Annotated in this window: 20 protein-coding genes and 1 tRNA gene; 16 read left to right on the top strand and 5 right to left on the bottom strand. The window is 70.9% G+C overall.

Annotation, left to right across the window (positions count from 1 at the left end; genetic code table 11):
• The first annotated feature begins 31 nt into the window (after positions 1-31).
• Both ACYU8V_RS12665 and ACYU8V_RS12660 read left to right on the top strand, forming a co-directional pair.
• Positions 32-1,030, top strand: coding sequence for an ArsA-related P-loop ATPase (locus ACYU8V_RS12665; protein WP_460847808.1), 999 nt, complete (start codon positions 32-34; stop codon positions 1,028-1,030).
• Positions 1,027-2,208, top strand: coding sequence for an ArsA family ATPase (locus ACYU8V_RS12660; RefSeq protein WP_460847807.1), 1,182 nt, complete (start codon positions 1,027-1,029; stop codon positions 2,206-2,208). Before ACYU8V_RS12665 ends, ACYU8V_RS12660 begins: the two co-directional genes overlap by 4 nt.
• Positions 2,209-2,214: 6 nt before the next feature.
• Here the strand turns inward: ACYU8V_RS12660 and ACYU8V_RS12655 are convergent, their stop codons facing one another.
• Positions 2,215-2,502 (bottom strand): WhiB family transcriptional regulator, encoded by a 288-nt coding sequence (locus tag ACYU8V_RS12655; RefSeq protein ID WP_460847806.1) that lies wholly within the window; start codon positions 2,500-2,502, stop codon positions 2,215-2,217.
• 214 nt (positions 2,503-2,716) lie between these two features.
• Between ACYU8V_RS12655 and ACYU8V_RS12650 the strand changes: the two genes are divergently transcribed.
• Entirely contained in the window at positions 2,717-5,092 is a 2,376-nt protein-coding gene (locus ACYU8V_RS12650) for a transglycosylase domain-containing protein (RefSeq protein WP_460847804.1), read from the top strand.
• A 13-nt stretch (positions 5,093-5,105) separates the two neighbouring features.
• On the opposite strand, the gene ACYU8V_RS12645 is transcribed toward ACYU8V_RS12650, so the two are convergent.
• On the bottom strand, positions 5,106-5,564 hold the full coding sequence (locus ACYU8V_RS12645) for a GatB/YqeY domain-containing protein (RefSeq protein WP_460847803.1): 459 nt from the start codon (positions 5,562-5,564) through the stop codon (positions 5,106-5,108).
• Positions 5,565-5,600: 36 nt separating this feature from the next.
• On the opposite strand from ACYU8V_RS12645, the gene ACYU8V_RS12640 reads away from it, so the two are divergent.
• The 13 genes from ACYU8V_RS12640 to ACYU8V_RS12580 all read left to right on the top strand — a co-directional run bounded on the left by ACYU8V_RS12640 (position 5,601) and on the right by ACYU8V_RS12580 (position 15,749).
• Complete coding sequence (locus ACYU8V_RS12640) at positions 5,601-6,512, top strand: metallophosphoesterase (RefSeq protein ID WP_460847801.1); 912 nt, start codon at positions 5,601-5,603, stop codon at positions 6,510-6,512.
• A 54-nt stretch (positions 6,513-6,566) separates the two neighbouring features.
• Positions 6,567-6,640 (top strand) — tRNA-Pro (locus tag ACYU8V_RS12635).
• Positions 6,641-6,955: 315 nt separating this feature from the next.
• Positions 6,956-7,090, top strand: a complete 135-nt coding sequence (locus tag ACYU8V_RS12630) for a hypothetical protein (RefSeq protein WP_460847800.1) — start codon at positions 6,956-6,958, stop codon at positions 7,088-7,090.
• 434 nt (positions 7,091-7,524) lie between these two features.
• Entirely contained in the window at positions 7,525-7,641 is a 117-nt protein-coding gene (mftA, locus tag ACYU8V_RS12625) for a mycofactocin precursor MftA (RefSeq protein ID WP_460847799.1), read from the top strand.
• Between the two features lie 18 nt (positions 7,642-7,659).
• Positions 7,660-7,938 carry a mycofactocin biosynthesis chaperone MftB gene (gene mftB, locus ACYU8V_RS12620; protein ID WP_460847798.1) on the top strand — a complete coding sequence of 93 codons (279 nt, stop codon included), beginning with the start codon at positions 7,660-7,662 and terminating at the stop codon, positions 7,936-7,938.
• Positions 7,935-9,185: a mycofactocin radical SAM maturase gene (gene mftC / locus ACYU8V_RS12615; protein WP_460847797.1), complete on the top strand. Its 1,251-nt coding sequence runs from the start codon at positions 7,935-7,937 to the stop codon at positions 9,183-9,185. Before mftB ends, mftC begins: the two co-directional genes overlap by 4 nt.
• On the top strand, positions 9,185-10,408 hold the full coding sequence (gene mftD, locus ACYU8V_RS12610) for a pre-mycofactocin synthase MftD (RefSeq protein WP_460847796.1): 1,224 nt from the start codon (positions 9,185-9,187) through the stop codon (positions 10,406-10,408). Before mftC ends, mftD begins: the two co-directional genes overlap by 1 nt.
• The gene (gene mftE / locus ACYU8V_RS12605; protein WP_460847795.1) at positions 10,401-11,132 is read left to right on the top strand and encodes a mycofactocin biosynthesis peptidyl-dipeptidase MftE; all 732 of its coding nucleotides are present in this window, start codon (positions 10,401-10,403) and stop codon (positions 11,130-11,132) included. The genes mftD and mftE overlap by 8 nt, the downstream gene beginning before the upstream one ends.
• On the top strand, positions 11,129-11,923 hold the full coding sequence (locus ACYU8V_RS12600) for a mycofactocin-coupled SDR family oxidoreductase (RefSeq protein ID WP_460847793.1): 795 nt from the start codon (positions 11,129-11,131) through the stop codon (positions 11,921-11,923). The genes mftE and ACYU8V_RS12600 overlap by 4 nt, the downstream gene beginning before the upstream one ends.
• Positions 11,920-13,359 (top strand): mycofactocin biosynthesis glycosyltransferase MftF, encoded by a 1,440-nt coding sequence (gene mftF, locus ACYU8V_RS12595; RefSeq protein WP_460847792.1) that lies wholly within the window; start codon positions 11,920-11,922, stop codon positions 13,357-13,359. The genes ACYU8V_RS12600 and mftF overlap by 4 nt, the downstream gene beginning before the upstream one ends.
• 67 nt (positions 13,360-13,426) lie before the next feature.
• Positions 13,427-13,786 (top strand): hypothetical protein, encoded by a 360-nt coding sequence (locus tag ACYU8V_RS12590; protein ID WP_460847790.1) that lies wholly within the window; start codon positions 13,427-13,429, stop codon positions 13,784-13,786.
• 100 nt (positions 13,787-13,886) lie between these two features.
• A complete protein-coding gene (locus ACYU8V_RS12585; protein ID WP_460847788.1) occupies positions 13,887-14,528 on the top strand; it encodes a TetR family transcriptional regulator in 642 nt (213 codons plus the stop codon).
• Positions 14,529-14,615: 87 nt separating this feature from the next.
• The gene (locus ACYU8V_RS12580; RefSeq protein WP_460847786.1) at positions 14,616-15,749 is read left to right on the top strand and encodes an acyl-CoA dehydrogenase family protein; all 1,134 of its coding nucleotides are present in this window, start codon (positions 14,616-14,618) and stop codon (positions 15,747-15,749) included.
• A gap of 96 nt (positions 15,750-15,845) precedes the next feature.
• Here the strand turns inward: ACYU8V_RS12580 and ACYU8V_RS12575 are convergent, their stop codons facing one another.
• From ACYU8V_RS12575 to ACYU8V_RS12565, 3 genes are read right to left on the bottom strand one after another with little or no spacing between them, the layout of a single operon-like run.
• Positions 15,846-17,285: an aldehyde dehydrogenase gene (locus ACYU8V_RS12575; RefSeq protein ID WP_460847783.1), complete on the bottom strand. Its 1,440-nt coding sequence runs from the start codon at positions 17,283-17,285 to the stop codon at positions 15,846-15,848.
• 17 nt (positions 17,286-17,302) lie between these two features.
• Entirely contained in the window at positions 17,303-18,490 is a 1,188-nt protein-coding gene (locus ACYU8V_RS12570) for a thiolase C-terminal domain-containing protein (RefSeq protein ID WP_460847782.1), read from the bottom strand.
• Complete coding sequence (locus ACYU8V_RS12565; protein WP_460847780.1) at positions 18,487-18,903, bottom strand: Zn-ribbon domain-containing OB-fold protein; 417 nt, start codon at positions 18,901-18,903, stop codon at positions 18,487-18,489. Before ACYU8V_RS12565 ends, ACYU8V_RS12570 begins: the two co-directional genes overlap by 4 nt.
• Positions 18,904-18,907 lie beyond the last annotated feature (4 nt).

Below are 18,907 nucleotides of genomic sequence, written 5' to 3'. Positions count from 1 at the left end.
AGCCACGCCCCGCCTCGCTAGGGTGGCGGCCGTGAGTGATTGGAGCCGGGTGCGCCTGCACGTCGTGACCGGCAAGGGGGGCACCGGCAAGTCGACGGTCGCGTCGGCGCTGGCGCTCGCCCTGGCCGGAGCCGGGAAGAACGTGCTGCTGTGCGAGGTCGAGGGACGCCAGGGCATCGCCCGGATGTTCGACGTCGACCCGCTCCCCTATCAGGAGCGCCGGCTCGCCACCGGCCTGCCCGACGCGAACGGCCGGCACGGCACCGTCCACGCGCTGCACGTCGACGCGGAGTCGGCGCTGCTGGAGTACCTCTCGATGTACTACCGCCTCGGCCGCGCCGGGCGCGCGCTCGACCGCTTCGGCGTCATCGAGTTCGCGACCACGATCGCGCCCGGCGTACGCGACGTCCTGCTGACCGGCAAGGTCTACGAGGCGGTCCAGCGCAACAGCCGCAACAAGGGCGCCATCCAGTACGACGCCGTGGTGCTCGACGCCCCGCCGACCGGCCGCATCACCCAGTTCCTCAACGTCAGCAACGAGCTGGCCGGGCTGGCGAAGGTGGGGCCGATCAAGTCGCAGAGCGACACGATGATGACGCTCTTCCGCTCACCCCGCACCGCCGTGCACCTGGTGACCGTGCTGGAGGAGATGCCGGTGCAGGAGACGGCCGACGGCATCGACGAGCTGCGCAGCGTCAAGCTCCCCGTCGGTGGTGTCGTCGTCAACATGACCCGCCCCAGCGACCTCAGCGACGCCGACCTGGTCGCCGCCCGCAACGGCACCCTCGACGGCGCGGCGATCGGGGCCGGCCTCGCCGGCGTCGGCCTGCCGCACGACGAGGCGCTCGTCGCCGGGCTGCTCACCGAGGCGCAGGAGTACGCCGAGCGACGGGCCCTCGAGGACAGCCAGCGCGCGGTCGTGGCCGGCCTGGGCGTGCCGGCGTACGAGCTCCCCCGGCTGGCGGGCGGGGTGGACCTCGGCGCGCTCTACGAGCTGGCCGGGCTCCTCAGGAAGCAGGGGATGGCATGAGTACCAACCGCACCCGCGTCGGCCCGACCGGCGCCCCGGCGCCGGCCCTCGACGTGGACGCGCTCCTCGACGACCCGCAGACCGGCATCATCGTGTGCTGCGGCTCCGGCGGCGTCGGCAAGACCACGACGTCCGCGGCCCTGGCGCTGCGCGCCGCCGAGCGCGGCCGCAAGGTCGTCGTCCTCACCATCGACCCGGCCCGCCGGCTCGCGCAGTCGATGGGCATCGAGGCCCTCGACAACACCCCGCGCCCGGTCAAGGACGTCGGTGGGGACGGGTCGCTGGACGCGATGATGCTCGACATGAAGCGGACCTTCGACGAGGTCGTGCTCTCCCAGGCCAGCCCGGAGAAGGCCAAGCAGATCCTGGCCAACCCGTTCTACATCGCGCTGTCGAGCTCGTTCGCGGGCACCCAGGAGTACATGGCGATGGAGAAGCTCGGCCAGATCCATCGCGACAAGGTGCTGGGCGACAAGACCTACGACCTGATCGTCGTCGACACCCCGCCGTCCCGGTCCGCGCTGGACTTCCTGGACGCGCCGGAGCGGCTGTCGAGCTTCCTGGACGGCAAATTCGTGCGGCTGCTGCTGGCGCCCGCGCGCGGCCCGGCGAAGCTGATGAGCGCCGGCTTCAGCCTGATCACCGGCGCGCTCAACAAGATCCTCGGCGCGGGCTTCCTGTCCGACCTGCAGACCTTCGTCTCGGCGCTGGACACGGTCTTCGGCGGCTTCCGGCAGCGGGCGCAGCAGACCTACTCGCTGCTCCAGGCGCAGGGCACGGCGTTCCTCGTGGTCGCGGCCCCGGAGCCCGACGCGCTGCGCGAGGCGGCGTACTTCGTCGAGCGGCTCAGCGAGGACCGGATGCCGCTGGCCGGCCTGGTGATCAACCGCAGCACGCCCGTGCCTGCGGGACACCTGTCCGCGGACGAGGCCACGGCCGGAGCGGACCGCATCGACGCATCCGACGGTGACGGTACGTCGGCCACCGCGGCCCTGCTGCGGATGCACGCCGACCGGGTGCGGATGACCGTGCGCGAGGCAGCGCTCAGGGACGGCTTCGCGCGGGCACACCCGCAGGTGCGCACCGTCGTCGTACCGGCGCTCGCCGGTGACGTCCACGACCTCGGCGGACTCCGCGAGGTCGGGGACCTGCTGGCCGGGGCCGAAGCCCCGGCCTAGCCGCGATCAGGCGCCGATGCGTGCGTCGACGCCGGCGTCACGCGCCGACTCGAGCAGCTTGCGCCACGAACCGGTAGGACGACGACGCAGCAGCGCACGGCGCTCCCGCTCCGTCATCCCGCCCCAGACGCCCCACTCGATCTGGTTGTCGAGGGCCTCGGCCAGGCACTCGGCACGAACCTCACAGCCGGAACACACCGACTTGGCCTTGTTCTGCTCGGCACCCTTGACGAACAACGCGTCAGCTTGGCCGTTCTGACATGCGGCGCGCAGCGCCCAGTCTTCTACCCACATGGAATTGTCCCCACATCTGAGCCCGGGTGGCGCCCCCACAGCACCGTTGGTCCCAAGCTCGTTGCCCAACGGTAAAGGAAAATGGCGACTCGTACAGGACGAATTGGGCCCAACTGGTCTAGTCACTACGGACTATTTTCGGCGTCTTGGCGCCGTTATCTGCACGATTGTGCGGGGAAGTGGTCCAGTTCCGCGGGTCCCGTACCCTGAACCCATGGCAGGTCCCCGGTTCGACGGTCTCGACAAGCGCAAGGTGGCCTCCCACATCGGGGTGATGATGGCGGTCGCCGCAGTGCTCGGCATCGTCGTGTCCGGCCTGGCCATCCCGTTCGCCGGCGTCTTCGGCTTCACCGCGAAGGACCTGGCGAACTCCGCGAGCGACCTGCCCAAGGAGCTCACCACCGAGGCGCTCCCGCAACGCACCGAGATCGTCGACGCGGTCGGAGACCCGATCGCGACGCTGTACGACCAGAACCGGGTCAACGTCCAGCTCAGCCAGATCTCGCGGACGATGGTCAAGGCGATCGTCGCCATCGAGGACTACCGCTTCTACCAGCACGGCGCGCTGGACATGAAGGGCACGCTGCGCGCGCTGTTCACGAACTCCACCCAGGGCGGCGTCGTCCAGGGCGGGTCCTCGATCACCCAGCAGCTGGTCAAGCAGACGCTGGTGAACCAGGCCGACACCGTCGCCGAGCAGAAGGCCGCCATCGCCGACACGTTCGCGCGCAAGCTGCGCGAGCTGCGCTACGCGATCGCCCTGGAGCGACTGCACAGCAAGGACTGGATCCTCCAGCAGTACCTCAACACGGTCTACTTCGGCGACGGCGCCTACGGCATCCAGGCTGCGGCCCAGCACTTCTTCAACGTCAACGCCAAGGACCTCACGCTGCCGCAGGCGGCGCTGCTCGCCGGCCTGGTGCGCAGCCCCGAGGCGCTCAACCCGACCGACAACCCGCAAGGCGCCATCGAGCGCCGCAACGTGGTGCTGGACCGGATGGCCCAGCTGCACGTGATCAGCTACCAGCGGGCCGACCACTTCAAGAAGCGCGGCCTGCACCTCGACGTACAGCCCACGGCCAACGGCTGCGTGAACTCCAGCGCGCCGTTCTTCTGCAGCTACGTCGTCTCCTACCTGATGAAGGACAGCGCGCTCGGCAACACCAAGAAGGAGCGCGAGCGCATCCTGTGGGGCGGCGGGCTCACCATCCAGACGACCATGCACGCGCAGTTCCAGCACTGGGCGACGGTCGCCGCGACCACGCACGTGTCCAAGCACGACAACGCGATCGGCGCGATCGCCGAGGTCGAGCCGGGAACGGGCGACGTGTGGGCGCTGGCGCAGTCGCGGCCGATGGGCACCGACGCCAACGCCGGCCAGACCTTCCTGAACTACAGCGTGCCGAAGAAGTTCGGCAGTGCCAACGGCTTCCAGCCGGGCTCGACGTTCAAGTTCTTCGTGATGGCGGCCGCGCTCGAGGAGGGCCTGCCGGAGACGACCAGCTTCTACGCCCCGTCGACGCTCAACGTGTCCGAGGGCGAGTTCCGCACCTGCCGTGGCATGTACCCCAGCACGCAGACCTGGCCCGCGCACAACTCGACCGACGCGACCAACGAGACGATGGACATGGACATCGGCGCGCCCCTGTCGGTCAACACCTACTTCGCCCAGCTCGAGCGTCGCACGGGCATCTGCAAGGCCTACCAGCTGGCCAAGGCGATGGGCGTCTCCCTCAAGCCCGGCAACCAGGTCCCCAGCTTCACCCTCGGTGTCGCCGACGAGAACCCGCTGACCATGGCGGCGGCGTACGCCACGGCGGCCTCGGGCGGCACCTACTGCCGGCCGCACCCGGTCAGCGCCATCCTGGACGGCAACGGCCAGGTCGTGAAGAAGTACCCGACGCAGTGCAAGCCGGTTCTCTCCGAGCACACCGCCGACACGATCAACTCGGTCCTGCACCGGGTCATGTCACCCGGCGGGTTCGGCCAGTACCTGCTGCTCAACCGGCCCGCGGCCGGCAAGACCGGCACGAACTCCGAGAACATGGCGGTCTGGTTCAACGGCTACACCCCGAAGCTGTCGGTCTCGACCGTGGTCAGCGGCGTCAACCGCGCCGGGCACCCGATCCCGGTGCCACCGGTCCTCGGCGGGCAGTACTACGGCACGGCGCACGGCTCGACCGTCGCCGGCCCGATGTGGGCCGCGGCGCTGCGGCCGGTCCAGGACCTGATCCCGTACGCCGACTTCACCGCCCCGGGCCTCGGCCCGGACCAGAGCGGCCTGCCGAGCGTGCTGGGCTCCAGCGTCCAGCGGGCCATGGACCAGATCAAGGCCGCGGGCTACACCCCCGAGCTGGCCGGCGTGTACGACTCGTCGTACGCCCGCGGCGAGGTGGCGTTCGCCAGCATGGGTGCCGACGGCCAGACGGTCTACCTGTTCACCTCGACCGGCCACGGCGCGCCCGCCGTGGCGCCGGTCTACCACGCGCCACCGCCGAGCCACCGGGGTCACGGCGGCCGGGGCCACCACCGGCAGAGCCCGCCGGCCACGGCGCCGGAGCCCGGGAAGGGCAACGGCAAGGGGCACTGACCGTGGTGGGCCGCTAGCCCAGCTGGCGGCGTACCTCCGCGGCCACGGCGGCGCCGTCCGCGCGGCCCTTGACCTGCGGGGTCACGACCCCCATCACCTTGCCCATGGCGCGCGGGCCCTCGCCCGCGACGCCGAGCTGGGCGATGGTGTCGGCGACGAGCGTGGAGATCTCCTCGTCGCTGAGCTGCTGCGGGAGGTACTCGGCGATGACGACCGCCTCGGCGCGCTCCTTGTCCGCACGGTCGGGGGCGCCGCCGTCGTCGAAGGCCGTGGCGGCCTCGCGGCGCTTCTTGGCCTCGGTCGCGAGGACCCCGATGATGTCGTCGTCGGTGAGCTCCTTGGCGACCGAGCCGGCGACCTCCGCGTTCGTGATCGCGGTCAGCACCATCCGCAGGGTGGAGGACCGGAGCGCGTCACGTGCCTTCATCGAGGCGGTCAGGTCGGTGCGCAGACGGTCCTTGAGGGTGCTCATGCGGCGATTCTCCCCCAGGTGTGCCAGCCTTGCCGAATGCGTTTGTCGTCGGCCCTCGGCCTGCTGGGCGCGGCCGGCGCCGCGGGCGGTGCCGTGACGGCGTACGCCGTGTGGGAGGCCCGGCAGTACACGCTGCGCGAGGTCACGGTGCCGGTCCTGCCGGCGGGGATGCGACCGCTGCGGGTGCTGCACCTCAGCGACATCCACATGACGCCGTACCAGCACGGCAAGCAGGACTGGCTGCGCTCGCTGGCCGACCTCAAGCCCGACCTGGTGATCGACACCGGCGACAACCTGGCGCACCAGGGGTCGGTGCCGGTGGTCCTCGACGCGCTCGGGTCGCTGCTGGACCGTCCCGGCGTGTTCGTGCACGGCTCCAACGACTACTTCGAGCCGCGGCTGCGCAACCCGCTGCAGTACCTGCTGCCGGACCGCGGCAAGCGCCGCACGAACGTGCCGCAGCTGCCCTGGCGCGAGCTGTCCGCGCGCTTCGGCGCAGCGGGCTGGGTGGACCTCACCAACCGGCGCACCCGGCTGACCGTCGGCGAGACGATCCTGGCGTTCGCCGGCGTCGACGACCCGCACCTGAAGTACGACGACCTCGCCGCCGTCGCCGGCCCCGCCGATCCCGATGCCGACCTGCGGCTGGGCGTCGCGCACGCGCCGTACCTCCGGGTGCTGGAGCAGTACGCCGCCGACGGCTACGACGCGATCATCGCCGGCCACACCCATGGCGGGCAGGTCTGCCTGCCCGGTGGCCGGGCACTCACCACCAACTGCGACCTCGAGCCGGCGCGAGCCCGCGGCCTCCACCGGCACCCCGCCGACTCGTCCCCCGGCGACCCCGGATCGGCCTGGCTCCACGTCTCCGCGGGCCTCGGGACCAGCCCCTACACGCCGATCCGGATCGCCTGCCGACCCGAGGCCACGCTGCTCACCCTGACCTGACCCCTCGATTGGAGTACGCCGCGAGGGCTCCGGTAGGCTCAGCGCGTTGCACCGCGGGCTGTGGCGCAGTTTGGTAGCGCGCCTCGTTCGGGACGAGGAGGCCGCAGGTTCAAATCCTGTCAGCCCGACGCGACACAGATCCCCTCCCACCTGCGGAAACGTACGGCGGGAGGGGATCTTTCTTTTTCGCGCGATCGCCACCGGCCGGACCGACATCAGCGGCGGCACGGTCGCGAGGGCTCGCCGCCGGCAGGGCGTCCGCGCAGCACGACGCACGACGACTGGGGCGTCGGGCTGCGCCAACGCCGAGCAGATGCCGCCGGCATCCGGGAGAGGCACGGCCGACCATTAACTATTGACATTAGGTTTGTGTGGTGATGTGATTTACCTAACATCAATAGGCGCCGCCCGAACACGGCGCCCCGATCCCAAGGAGGCCGACAATGACCTGGCACAGCTCGACGACAACCCGGGAAGGGTTGACGGCTCTCATCGATCACATCCGGCACCACGGCGGCACCGTGGCGAGCTGCCAGCGCTGCACCGGCGGGCTGCTGGTCACGTGGTTCACCCTCTGACCGGTTGACAGGTCCGCGTCGCGCCCGCCTTCCGGTCGCCCGCCCGCAGGGCTACCGCGCAACTGCGAGCAGCTCGCGTCGCACAGCTGCGATCACAACCTCGCTGCAGCGAGCGCAGACGTCGTCCAATCCCGGCTCGAACCTCTCGGCCCAGAACATCGTCCACCCGAAGACGCTTCGGCCGCAGGCGGCGTACCGGCTCCCCACATGGCGCGCATGCCGCACCCCGAACGGGGTGTCCGAGGCGAAGCTCGTGCGATGCGACGCGCAGACGTACCAGGTGGCCTCGGCCACGGGGACGTTCCTCGTCATCGGCCTGTCCATGCCTCGCCTCCAGAATCAGTCATTGAGGTCACAAACCTTATCGCGTAAGGTTTAACAGGAGGCGGTCGGGTGACCGCCGTCACACCCGGCTCCTGGAAGGAACCCCGCTCATGTCCAACCCCGACACGAACTCGACCACGGCACCCGCCGAGGCGAACGACACCGACCTGACCGCCGCCGATCTGATCGAAGAGGTCTCGATCGACGGCATGTGCGGCGTGTACTGAGACGGACCGAGACCCCTCATGTCGATGCTCGACGAGCCCTGGCGCCTATCGCCGCACGTGGCATTGCGTCCGGAGCCGTTCGGCGCGCTGGCCTACCACTTCGGCAACCGCAAGCTGACCTTCCTCAAGCGCCCACAGCTCGTCGAGGTCGTCCGCCGTCTCGACGTGGCACCGACCGTCCGCGCCGCCCTGGACGCCGCGGGCATCGCCACCGGGCAGCACGCGGCGTACGCCGCAGCGCTGGAAGGCCTGGCCGCCACCGACATGATCCGACCGCGAACAGAGGCGATCCGATGACCGCGACGCTCGTCCCACCCGCACGACCGACCGGCGGCACGCTGGTCGACCAGTTCGAGCTCGGGCTGGACGCTCCGATCTGCCTGACCTGGGAGCTGACCTACGCCTGCAACCTGGAGTGCGCCCACTGCCTGTCCTCCTCCGGTCGCCGCGACCCGCGCGAACTGACGACCGAGCAGTGCGAGGCCGTCATCGACGAGCTGCAGCGGATGCAGGTCTTCTACGTCAACATCGGCGGCGGCGAGCCCACGATCCGCCCCGACTTCTGGCACCTCCTCGAGTACGCGATCGCTCACCAGGTCGGTGTGAAGTTCTCGACCAACGGCGTCCGACTCACCCCCGAGAAGGCCGCGCTCCTCGCCTCTCCCGCGATGAACGGGTACGTCGACGTGCAGATCTCGCTGGATGGGGCCACCGCCGAGGTTAACGACCACGTCCGCGGTCCCGGCTCCTACGTCACGGCGCTCACCGCACTGCAGAACCTGCAGGACGCCGGCTTCGAGGACGCCAAGATCTCCGTGGTCTGCACCCGCGAGAACATCGGCCAGCTCGACGAGTTCAAGGCGCTCGCGGATCGCTTCGGCGCGACGCTGCGGCTGACCCGGCTCCGCCCGAGCGGTCGCGGCGCCGACGTGTGGGACGAGCTGCATCCTCTCCCGGAACAGCAGCGCGAGCTCTACGACTGGCTGATGGCCCACGGCGAGGACGTGCTCACCGGGGACTCCTTCTTCCACCTCGCCGCATTCGGCGAGTCCCTGCCCGGCCTCAACCTCTGTGGCGCCGGCCGCGTCGTGTGCCTCATCGATCCCATCGGCGACGTCTACGCCTGCCCCTTCGCGATCCACGACGACTTCCTCGCCGGCAACCTGCTCGCCGACGGAGGGTTCGACAGTGTCTGGAGGACCTCGCCCCTCTTCGCCGAGCTCCGCTCGCCGCAGACGGGTGGCGCGTGCTCCTCGTGCCAGTTCTTCGACTCGTGTCGGGGCGGCTGCATGGCCGCCAAGTTCTTCACCGGCCTCCCCCTCGACGGGCCCGATCCCGAGTGCGTCCAGGGGTACGGCGAGCTCGCGCTCGCCGGCGACCGCACGATCCCGGCAGCCAGCCAGGACCACTCGAAGACCAACCCGACCCGCAACCAGCCGGTGATGCTCAAGCTGCTCACCGCGCCGCCGACGTCGGCGTGCGCGGAGAGCCCTCTCGCCGGCTTCGATACGACCGGATCCGCCGAGCACGAAGGCTGCTGCTGATGACCACGTTCGAGAACCCCTGGAAGCAGAACCCCTGGTTCGAGTCGGTGGCCGTGGCGCAGCAGCGGGCGCGCAAGCGCCTCCCCCAGCCGGTGTACGGCGCCCTCGTGGCCGGCTCCGAGCGCGGCCAGTCGATCGCCGACAACGAGGCCGCCTTCGCCGAGCTCGGCCTCGCCCCGCACGTCGCCGGCCACCAGGCCAAGCGCGAGCAGTCGACGACGGTGCTCGGCCAGGAGATCTCGCTGCCCGTGATCATCTCGCCGACCGGCGTACAGGCGGTGCATCCGGACGGCGAGGTCGCGGTCGCGCGCGCGGCCGCCGCCCGCGGCACGATCATGGGCCTCTCGAACTTCGCCAGCAAGCCGGTCGAGGACGTGACCGCCACGGGTGCCGCCACCTTCTTCCAGATGTACTGGACAGGCGACCGCGACGTGATGGTCCAGCGGATGGAGCGGGCGCACACGGCAGGCGCCGTCGGCCTGATCGCGACTCTCGACTGGTCGTTCTCCGTCGGCCGCGACTGGGGCAGCCCCGAGATCCCCGAGAAGGTCGACCTCAAGGCGATGGTCCGCCTCGCACCGAAGGTCGCCACGAAGGGCCGGTGGATGTGGGAGTTCGGCAAGGAGTTCAAGGCCACCGGCAAGCTGCCCGACCTCACGGCACCGAACCTCGCACCTCCCGGCGGCGCGGCGCCGACCTTCTTCGGCGCGTACTACGAGTGGATGACGACGCCCCCTCCCAGCTGGGAGGACGTCGCGTGGCTGCGCGAGCAGTGGGGCCAGCTCAGTGGCGGCCGACCGTTCCTGCTCAAGGGCGTGTGTCGCATCGACGATGCGCTGCGGGCGGTCGACGCCGGCGTCGACGGCATCTCGGTCTCCAACCACGGCGGCAACAACCTCGACGGCACGCCCGCTCCGATCCGCGTCCTCCACGGCATCTCCGCGCGCGTCGGCAAGGACATCGACGTGGTCATGGACGGTGGCGTGCGCCGAGGGTCCGATGTCGTGAAGGCCGTTGCCCTCGGCGCCAAGGCGGTCATGATCGGCCGCGCCTACCTGTGGGGTCTCGCGGCGAACGGCCAAGCGGGCGTGGAGAACGTCCTCGACGTGCTGCGCAACGGCGTCGACTCCGCGCTGATGGGCATGGGTCACAGCTCGATCCATGACCTCACGCCGGACGACCTGCTGGTCCCCTCCGGGTTCCACCGTGAGCTCGGTGCCTGACCGTCGGCCTGACTCCCGGCCCGACGCCGACGCACGGGCCGGAGACCTCGCCGCGCGCACGTGGCCCGAGGTCGCCGGTCGGCACACGACCCTGGTCGTGCCGGTCGGATCACTCGAGCAGCACGGCCCCCACCTCCCGCTCGACACCGACACCCGGATCGCGTCCGCGGTCGCGGCCGAGCTCGTCGCCCGGACGCCGGGGACGCTGCTCGCACCGGCGCTGAGCCTCGGGTCGAGCGGCGAGCACCAGGCGTTCCCGGGCACCGTGTCGATCGGCACCGAGGCACTGCGGGTGGTCGTGATCGAGCTGACGCGGTCAGCACGCACCTGGGCCGATCGCGTCGTGTTCGTCAACGCCCACGGCGGCAACGTCTTCGCCCTTCGGGCGGCGGTCGACCAGCTCCGGGCGGAGGGCCACGACGTCGACTGGCTGGCGTGCGCCACCGAGGCCGTCGACCTCCATGCCGGCGTCACCGAGACATCGCTGCTGCTGCACATCGACCCCGCGGCGGTGCACCTGGACCGCGCCGAGGCCGGCAACAGCGCTCCCCTCGCGGAGATCCTCGCTCCGATGATGGCCGACGGCGTCCGGGCCGTCTCGCCCAACGGCGTGCTCGGCGATCCTGCGGGAGCCCGCGCCGAGTCGGGCCGGGCGATCCTGGACGCGATGGTCGCGGAGCTGGCACCGCACGTGGAGGCACGCACCCCGACAGGTACGCCGTGAGCGGCGGCCGCGTCGCCCTCGTGACCGGAGCCGCTCGCGGGATCGGCGCCGCGACGGTCGCACGCCTGGTGGCCGACGGCTACCGCGTCACGGCGTTCGACTCGTGCGCAGGAGCTGCCGCCCCGGACGGCATCGGCTACTCCCTGGCCACCAAGGCCCAGCTCGACGAGCTGGTCGACCGCTTCGCGGGCAAGGTCTGCGGCCATGTCGGCGACGTACGTTCCACCGAGGACCTGTCGACCGCTGTCGCCGCGACGCTCGCGGCGCACGGGCGTCTCGACGCCGTCGTCGCCGGTGCGGGAGTCATCGCCGGCGGACAGCCCCAGTGGACGACGGCTCCCGATCAGTTGTGGGCCCAGCTCGAGGTCAACACCCTCGGCGTCTGGAACACCGCGACCGCGACGATCCCCACCCTCCTCGACCAGCCCGATCCGTCGGGCTGCCGCTTCGTCGCCATCGCCTCGGCAGCCGGCGAGCGAGGGCTGTTCCGGCTCGCCGCCTACAACGCGTCCAAGCATGCCGTCGTCGGCATCGTCCGCGGTCTCGCCGCCGACCTCGTGGGCACCGGAGTCACGGCCGTGGCCGTGTCCCCCGGCTCGACCGACACCGAGATGCTGCGTCAGACGGCCGCCATCTACGGCACCACGCCCTCCGCGCTCGCCGAGCACCAGGGCCTTCGCCGCCTGATCGAGCCCGACGAGATCGGCCAGACGATCGCGTGGTGCTGCTCCCCCGCGGCGGCCGCACTCAACGGATCCGTCGTCAACGCCGACGGCGGGTTCGGCGCATGACGCTGCCGCTCGGCACCAGGGTCCGCCTCGCGCCGGCGACGACGGTGAGCGCGGACCGCAGCCTGGTCCTGGGCGGGTCCCCCTTGACCGCACTGAGCCTCAGCCGCGCCGGCCGGACGGCACTGACGGGCCGCGACCTGGTCGTCCGCGACGCCGCCAGCCAGCACATCGCGGAGCGTCTCCTCGCGACCAACCTGGCCCAACCGGATCTCGACGGCGTACCTGCGGTCGCTCCCGAGGACCTCACGGTCGTGCTCCCGGTCCGAGACCGCGCCGATCTGCTCGATCGCGCACTCACCGCGCTCCGGGGCCTGCACTGCATCGTCGTGGACGACGCCTCCGAGCAACCGCGAGCGATCGAGGAGGTCGCCGATCGCCACGGGGCGCGGCTCGTCGTCCTGCCCGGGAACCTCGGACCGGCCGGCGCTCGCAACGCAGGGCTCGATCGCGTCACGACACCGTTCGTCGTCTTCGTCGACTCCGACGTCGAGGTCACGCCCGAGTCGCTCCTCCGGCTGACCCGGCACTTCACCGATCCCGCGGTCAGCGTGGTCGGCCCGCGGGTTGCGGCCCGCACGATCTCGAGGAAGCCCCGGTGGTTCGAGAAGTACGACGCAGCCGCGCCCTCGCTCGCGCTCGGACGCGAGCCCGGAGTGGTCCGGCCGCGCGCCGCGGTCGGCTGGCTGCCCAGTGCATGTCTCGTAGCACGCACGGACGTCCTGCGCTCCGACGCCGACGGATTCGCGGCCGCCCTTCGCGTGGGCGAGGACGTCGACCTGGTCTGGCGCCTCGTCGACGGCGGCCACCGCGTCCGCTACGACCCGACGGTCGCGGCGTTCCACGCGACGCGGACGTCGGCCCGAGCGTTGCTGTCCCGTGCGTTCACCTACGGCACCGGCGGCGCACTCCTCGCCCGCCGACACGGACGGGCGGTCGCCCCGGCAGTGCTCACCCCGACGTACGCCGCGGCCGGCGCGGCCGTCCTGCTGCGCCGCAGGTGGGGCCTCCCGGTCGCGCTGCTGTGCCTCGCCAACGGCACCCGCTCCGTCCGGTCCCGGCTGCCCGAAGCCGCCGAGCGTGACCGGTACGCCGCCGGGTTGGCCGTCCGGGGTCTCGGCTGGGCGGTCCGCCAGGAGTCGAGCCTGCTGCTCAGGCACTGGTGGCCCGCCACCGCGGTCGCCCTCGCGACGTCTCGGACCGCACGGCGCGCCACCGCGACCGCCCTCGTCGTCGACGCAGCCGTCGCACTCTGGGAGAGCCGGCACCCCGACGACCGACTGCGCCCCGATCTGCTGCTCCTCGGCCGCAGGCTCGATGATGCGGCGTACGGCGCCGGACTGTGGTGGGGATGCCTCCGGCACCGCACGCTGATCCCCCTGCTTCCCGACAAGCCGTTGTCAGAGGGTCGCCGCCCGGCCGCGGCGTACAACTCCTAGTGTGGTCACCGTCACTGACCGGGTCAGCTGTTCCCCTGTCCCCTGAACCGAACCGGAGGCGTCACAGATGAGCGACGACACGGAGCCCCGCGACCAGAACGTCAACGTCGCCCAGGATGCCGAGCTCCTCTTCGAGTCGGTCCGCGAGATGAAGCTCCTCAGCTCCAGCTCTCCGACGACCCGCGAGATGCACGGCATGTTGGGCAACCTCGCCAAGGCCGGGCACCTCCTGCCGGAGGTCCTTAACGAGCTCAGCGAACGGCTCGATCCCACGACCGCCATGGACGGCAGCCCCTCGGCTGATTCCGCAGCGGCGAACGCTCAGGTGGAGATCGCTCGCGCCCAGATGCAGGAGGCTGCCGACCTCGCGCTCCGAGCCGGGATCCACCTGCTCGAGGCGCAGAAGGCGCTGGAGAGCATCCGCTGACCGAGCCGCTGGGCCGGCGGCCGCCGATCCAGCACGAGCCGAGATTCCGACGGCCCATGACATAATCTAATTGAATGTGGTTTTCCGGGAGGAGATGGGGATGGCGCGACCGAGTAGCCCGCTGATCAGCCAAGAGGCGACAGTCGAGGCCGCGCTGTCGATCATCGACAACGACGGACTCGACGCGCTCAGCCTCCCTCGGCTCGCTCGCGAGCTCAACGTGCGCGCGCCGTCGCTGTACCACCACTTCGACGACAAGAACGCCATCCTTGCGGCGGTCTCCCGCGCGATCGTCGCCAAGACCGTCTTCCCGCGAAAGCCGGTCTCCGGCGACTGGGCCGAGTGGTTCACCCAGCTCGCGCTGAACTTCCGCACGGCGGTGCTCCGTCACCGCAACGCCGCGCCGATCCTGCTCCAGTTCATGCCGCGCGACTGGATGACCGACATGTACGAGAACGCGGCGGCGTACCTCGAGGAGTGCGAGGTCCCCGTCGCCCTGCAGATGCAGATCCTCGACGGCCTCGAGAAGCTGGCGATCGGCGCCACCATCACCGAGGCGATGCGGCCGCCCTCGCGCGGTCGCGTGGCGTTCGAGCACGTCGACCCCGAGCGTCACGCCGTGCTGAGTGCGGCAGCGGCGGCCAACACCCTGACGCCGCGCCAGATGTTCGAGCACACGGTCCGCAGCTATCTCCTGGGCGTCGCCCACTTCGGGAACGTCGACGTCCCGGTCAACGGCTGATCTCACCGATCCGCTCGGCGTACCCATCGCCATCGCGCCGTCTCTGAAGTAACCTATCGTCTATAGGTTATTCAGAGAGGAGGCGTCGTGGAGAGCGACCTGTTCGAGGCCGATCACGAGGCGTACCGGGCGGTGGTGCGCGAGTTCGTCAGCCGGCACGTGGAGCCCCACCAGGAGGAGTGGACCGAGCAGCGTCGGATCCCGCGCTCGATCTGGACCGAGGCCGGCAAGCAGGGGCTGCTCGGCCTTGCCGTGCCGGAGGAGTACGGCGGCGCCGGTGAGACCGACTATCGCTTCCGCGCGATGGTCCAGTACGAGATCGCCCGCGTCGGCGCATCGTCGCTGCAGTCGGGCTTCTCGACGAACGACGACATCGTGCTCAACTACCTGCTGCGCCACGCCACCCCCGAGCAGTCGAGGCGGTGGCTGCCGGGCTTCGTCACCGGCGAGACGATCGGCGCCATCGCCATGACGGAGCCGGGCGCGGGCAGTGACCTGCGCGGCATCCGGACCAGCGCGACCGAGACCGCCGAGGGCTGGGTGGTCAACGGCTCCAAGACGTTCATCACCAGCGGCATCCTCGCCGACGTCGTCATCGTCTTCGCCAGGACCGGCGACTCCTTCAGCCTGTTCGTCGTCGAGGACGGCATGCCCGGCTTCAAGCGCGGCCAGCAGCTCAAGAAGGTCGGCCTGCACGCGCAGGACACCGCCGAGCTGTTCTTCGAGAACGTCGTCGTGCCGCACGACAACGTGCTGGGCGAGATCGGCCAGGGCCTGACCTACCTCAAGCAGAGCCTCCCGCTCGAGCGCCTCGGCATCGCCATCGCAGGCCAAGCCTGCGCGGAAGCCGTCCTCGGCTGGACGATCGACTACGTCAAGGAGCGCACCGCGTTCGGCAAGCGGATCGCGGACTTCCAGCAACCGGCGCACGAGCTGGCCAAGGCACGGACCGCGGTCGAGGTCTCTCGCGCGTACGTCGACCGCTGCATCCGCGAGTGGAACGCCGGCACCCTGACGGCGATCGATGCTGCCAAGGCCAAGGCGTGGTGCACCCAGCTCCAGCACGACGTGATCGACGTCGGGGTCCAGCTGCACGGCGGCTACGGCTACATGATCGAGTACCCCGTCGCCCGGGCCTACCTCGACGCACGCGTCCAGCGGATCTACGGCGGCACGAACGAGATCATGATGGAGATCGTGCAGAAGGACCTCCTGCGCTGACAGCACGCAGCGAACGGATCGGGCCCCTGGGATCTCCCAGGGGCCCGATCCGGCCCGCCCGACGTCAGCGCGGGGATTGCCCGCACTGGCACACGCTCAGCCGCGACCGCGATAGATCGACTTCGTCGTGAGGTACGGCGCCATGCCCTCCGGACCGAGCTCCCTGCCGATGCCGGAGGACTTGATCCCACCGAACGGCGCATTGATGTGCAGCTCGTAGTGGTTGACGCCGACGGTGCCCGACTCGATCCGCCGCGCGAGCGCGAGGCCGTGCTCCGGATCACCCGACCAGACCACGCCGGCCAGGCCGTAGTCGGAGTCGTTCGCGATCGCGATGGCCTCGTCCTCGTCGGCGTACTGGATCACCGAGAGGACCGGTCCGAAGATCTCCTCCTGTGCCAGCGGCGAGGAGTTGTCGACATCGGCGAACACGGTCGGCGGGACGAACCAGCCCTCACCGTCGATGCGGCCGCCGCCGGTGGTCAGGCGACCGTACGCCGGCCCGGCGTCGATGTAGCCGAGGACCCGCTGCTGCTGTGCACGCGAGACCAACGGCCCGATCTGTGTCGCTCGGTCGAGCGGGTCACCCACCTTCAGCGCGCCCACGACCGCGGTCACGGCGTCGACGACCTCTCCGTAGCGCGAGCGCGGCGCGAGGATGCGCGTCGCGGCGTGGCAGGTCTGGCCGTTGTTGGGCAGCGAGATCTCCGCGAGGCGGGATGCGAAGTGGTCGAGGTCGGCGTCCTCGGCGACCAGCGAGACCGACTTGCCCCCGAGCTCGAGGGTGGTCGGCCGGAAGAGACGGCCGGTCACCTCGCCGATGGCGCGACCCGCCACGGTGGATCCGGTGAAGGAGACCTTGTCGACGCCCGGGTGGCCGACGAGTGCCGCACCGGCCTCGCGGTCACCCGGGATCACGTTCAGCACACCCGCAGGCAGGCCGACCGCGGCGGCGGCGTCGGCGAACGCGAAGGCGTCCAGTGCCGCCTCCGGCGGAGGCTTCAGCACCACGGTGCAGCCGGCGGCCAGAGCGGGGGCGAGCTTCACGATCGCCAGTGCCTGCGGGTAGTTCCAGGGCGTGATCGCTGCGACGACACCGACCGGCTGCCGCAGGACCACGGTGTCGCCGCCGGTCACGCTCGGGCGGATGTCGTCGCCCCCGAGGTCGGCGGCGAGCCGCCCGTAGTAGTCGGTGATCATCGACGGGGCGATGCCGTTGACGATGTTCGACAGGCCGATCGGCATGCCGTTCTCCCGAGAGACAAGTGCCGCGGTGTCGCGACCGCTCGCCTTGAGCGCGGCGGCGAAGCGGCGGATCAGTTCGCCGCGCTCGCCGGGGGTCATCGCCGCCCACGGGCCCTTCAGCGCGGCCCGCGCGGCACCGACGGCGGCGTCGACGTCCTCGGGACCCGCGAGTGCCGAGGTACCGATCGGGCGTCCGGTCGACGCCTCGATCACGTCGGTCCGGTCGCCCTTGCGGGGCGCGACCCACTGGCCGTCGATATAGAGGTGGGGGCGCTGCGTCAGGTCAGTCATGTCGTCTCCCGCATCCGTCACAGGGTCGATTCGGCGCCGAGGAGCACCGAGCTGCCGAGGGGAGCCATCGGGCCCCCGATGTAGAGCGAGGTCTCCACGCCGGCGCCGGACCGGACCTGGTTCGTCGATGTGCCCCGGACCTGGCGCACAGCCTCGACGGCCAGACCCATCCCGTTGATGAACGCATCGGCGATGTTCCCTCCGGAGGTGTTGACCGGCAACGACCCGGTCGGGGCGGTGAGGTTCTCGACGGTCATGAAGTCGCCCGCGGCGGGGCCGCCGGGCACCAGGCCGTGGTCGATGAGCGATGCGACGGCCGGGCCACTGAAGTTCTCGTAGACCTGGACCACGTCGACCTCGGACGGCTTCATCGCCGCCTGTCGCCAGAGCCGTGACGCGACACCCTCCCCTCCGACCGGGTCGCCGTAGCCCGCGGTCGTGTAGCCGTCCTCGCAGTTGGCGAGTGCGGCGTACCCTCCCGGCGCGCCCTGCGCCCCCGCCAGGACGTACGCCGGCTTCACGTCCAGCTGCCTCGCCCGCGCGGCGCTGACGAGAACCAGCGCCACGGCGCCGTCATTCTCTCGGGAGCAGTCGAAGAGGTGGAACGGTTCGACGATCACCGGTGAGGCGTCGTACCTGGCCGCGTCCAAGGGCTTGCCGAAACCGGCGGCCGATGGGTTGTTCTGTGCGTGGGCGTACGCCGCCAGCACCAGGTTGCGCAGCGCGCTGCGTGGGACCCCGTCGGCCTCGAGGAGACGCTGCGTCCGCAGGGCGCAGGTCTGGGCAGGCGTCGCGACGCCGGCGGAGAGGTAGTGGTTGTCGAAGTAGTACTTCGCATAGCCGAGCCGGCCGGTCGTCGCCTGCGTGATCCCGCGGACGGCGACGATGCAGTCAGCCTGACCGGTCGCGATCGCCGCAGCGGCGGCCGTCACGGACGCAGCCGAGCCTCCTCCACCGCCTCCCCACACCATGCTGGACCAGCGCAGCTGGGTGATGCCGAGCTCGGCGCCGAGCACCACGCCGGTGTGGTCGCCGCCGGCGTACGACGTGAATCCGTCGATGTCCCGCGGCGAGATGCCCGCGTCGCGGCAGGCAGCGAGGATCGCCTCGAGGACCATGACCCGCTCGCTGCCCGGCGCCCGGCCACGGGGGTGGTGGATCTCGGAGATCCCGACGATGGCAGCGGCGCCGCGGAGGGCACTCATACGGACACCCAGCGCAGGACCGGCCACGTCGCGTTGGTGGGCTCCTCGATGACCCCGCGCACACGATCGCCGATGGAGACGGAGCCACCCCGTAGGAGTCCGAGCAGGCGGAGCGGCGCACCATCGAGCTCGACGAGCACGCTGACGTACGGCGCGGATGCGTCCAGCTCGCTCATGAAGTCGCGCTCGGTCCGGATCCAGCTGAAGACCGTGCCGGCCGGCTCGACGGCGGTCCACGCGAAGTCGAATGACCAGCAGGAGCCGCACAGGACCCGACCGATGGGCTGCCAGTCACCGCAGGAGGAGCACCGGGGCAGCTTCACGACGCCTTCGCGCAGTCCGTCCCAGTACGGCGCGTCCGCGCCGTCCACGTCCGGTCCGCACGGGAGCGCCTCGGCGGGCGCGGTCGGCACCACG

It is taken from the genome of Nocardioides ultimimeridianus (assembly GCF_054777895.1).
Note: the sequence above shows the minus strand (reverse complement) of the source record. Positions and strands in the feature narration are given on the sequence as shown.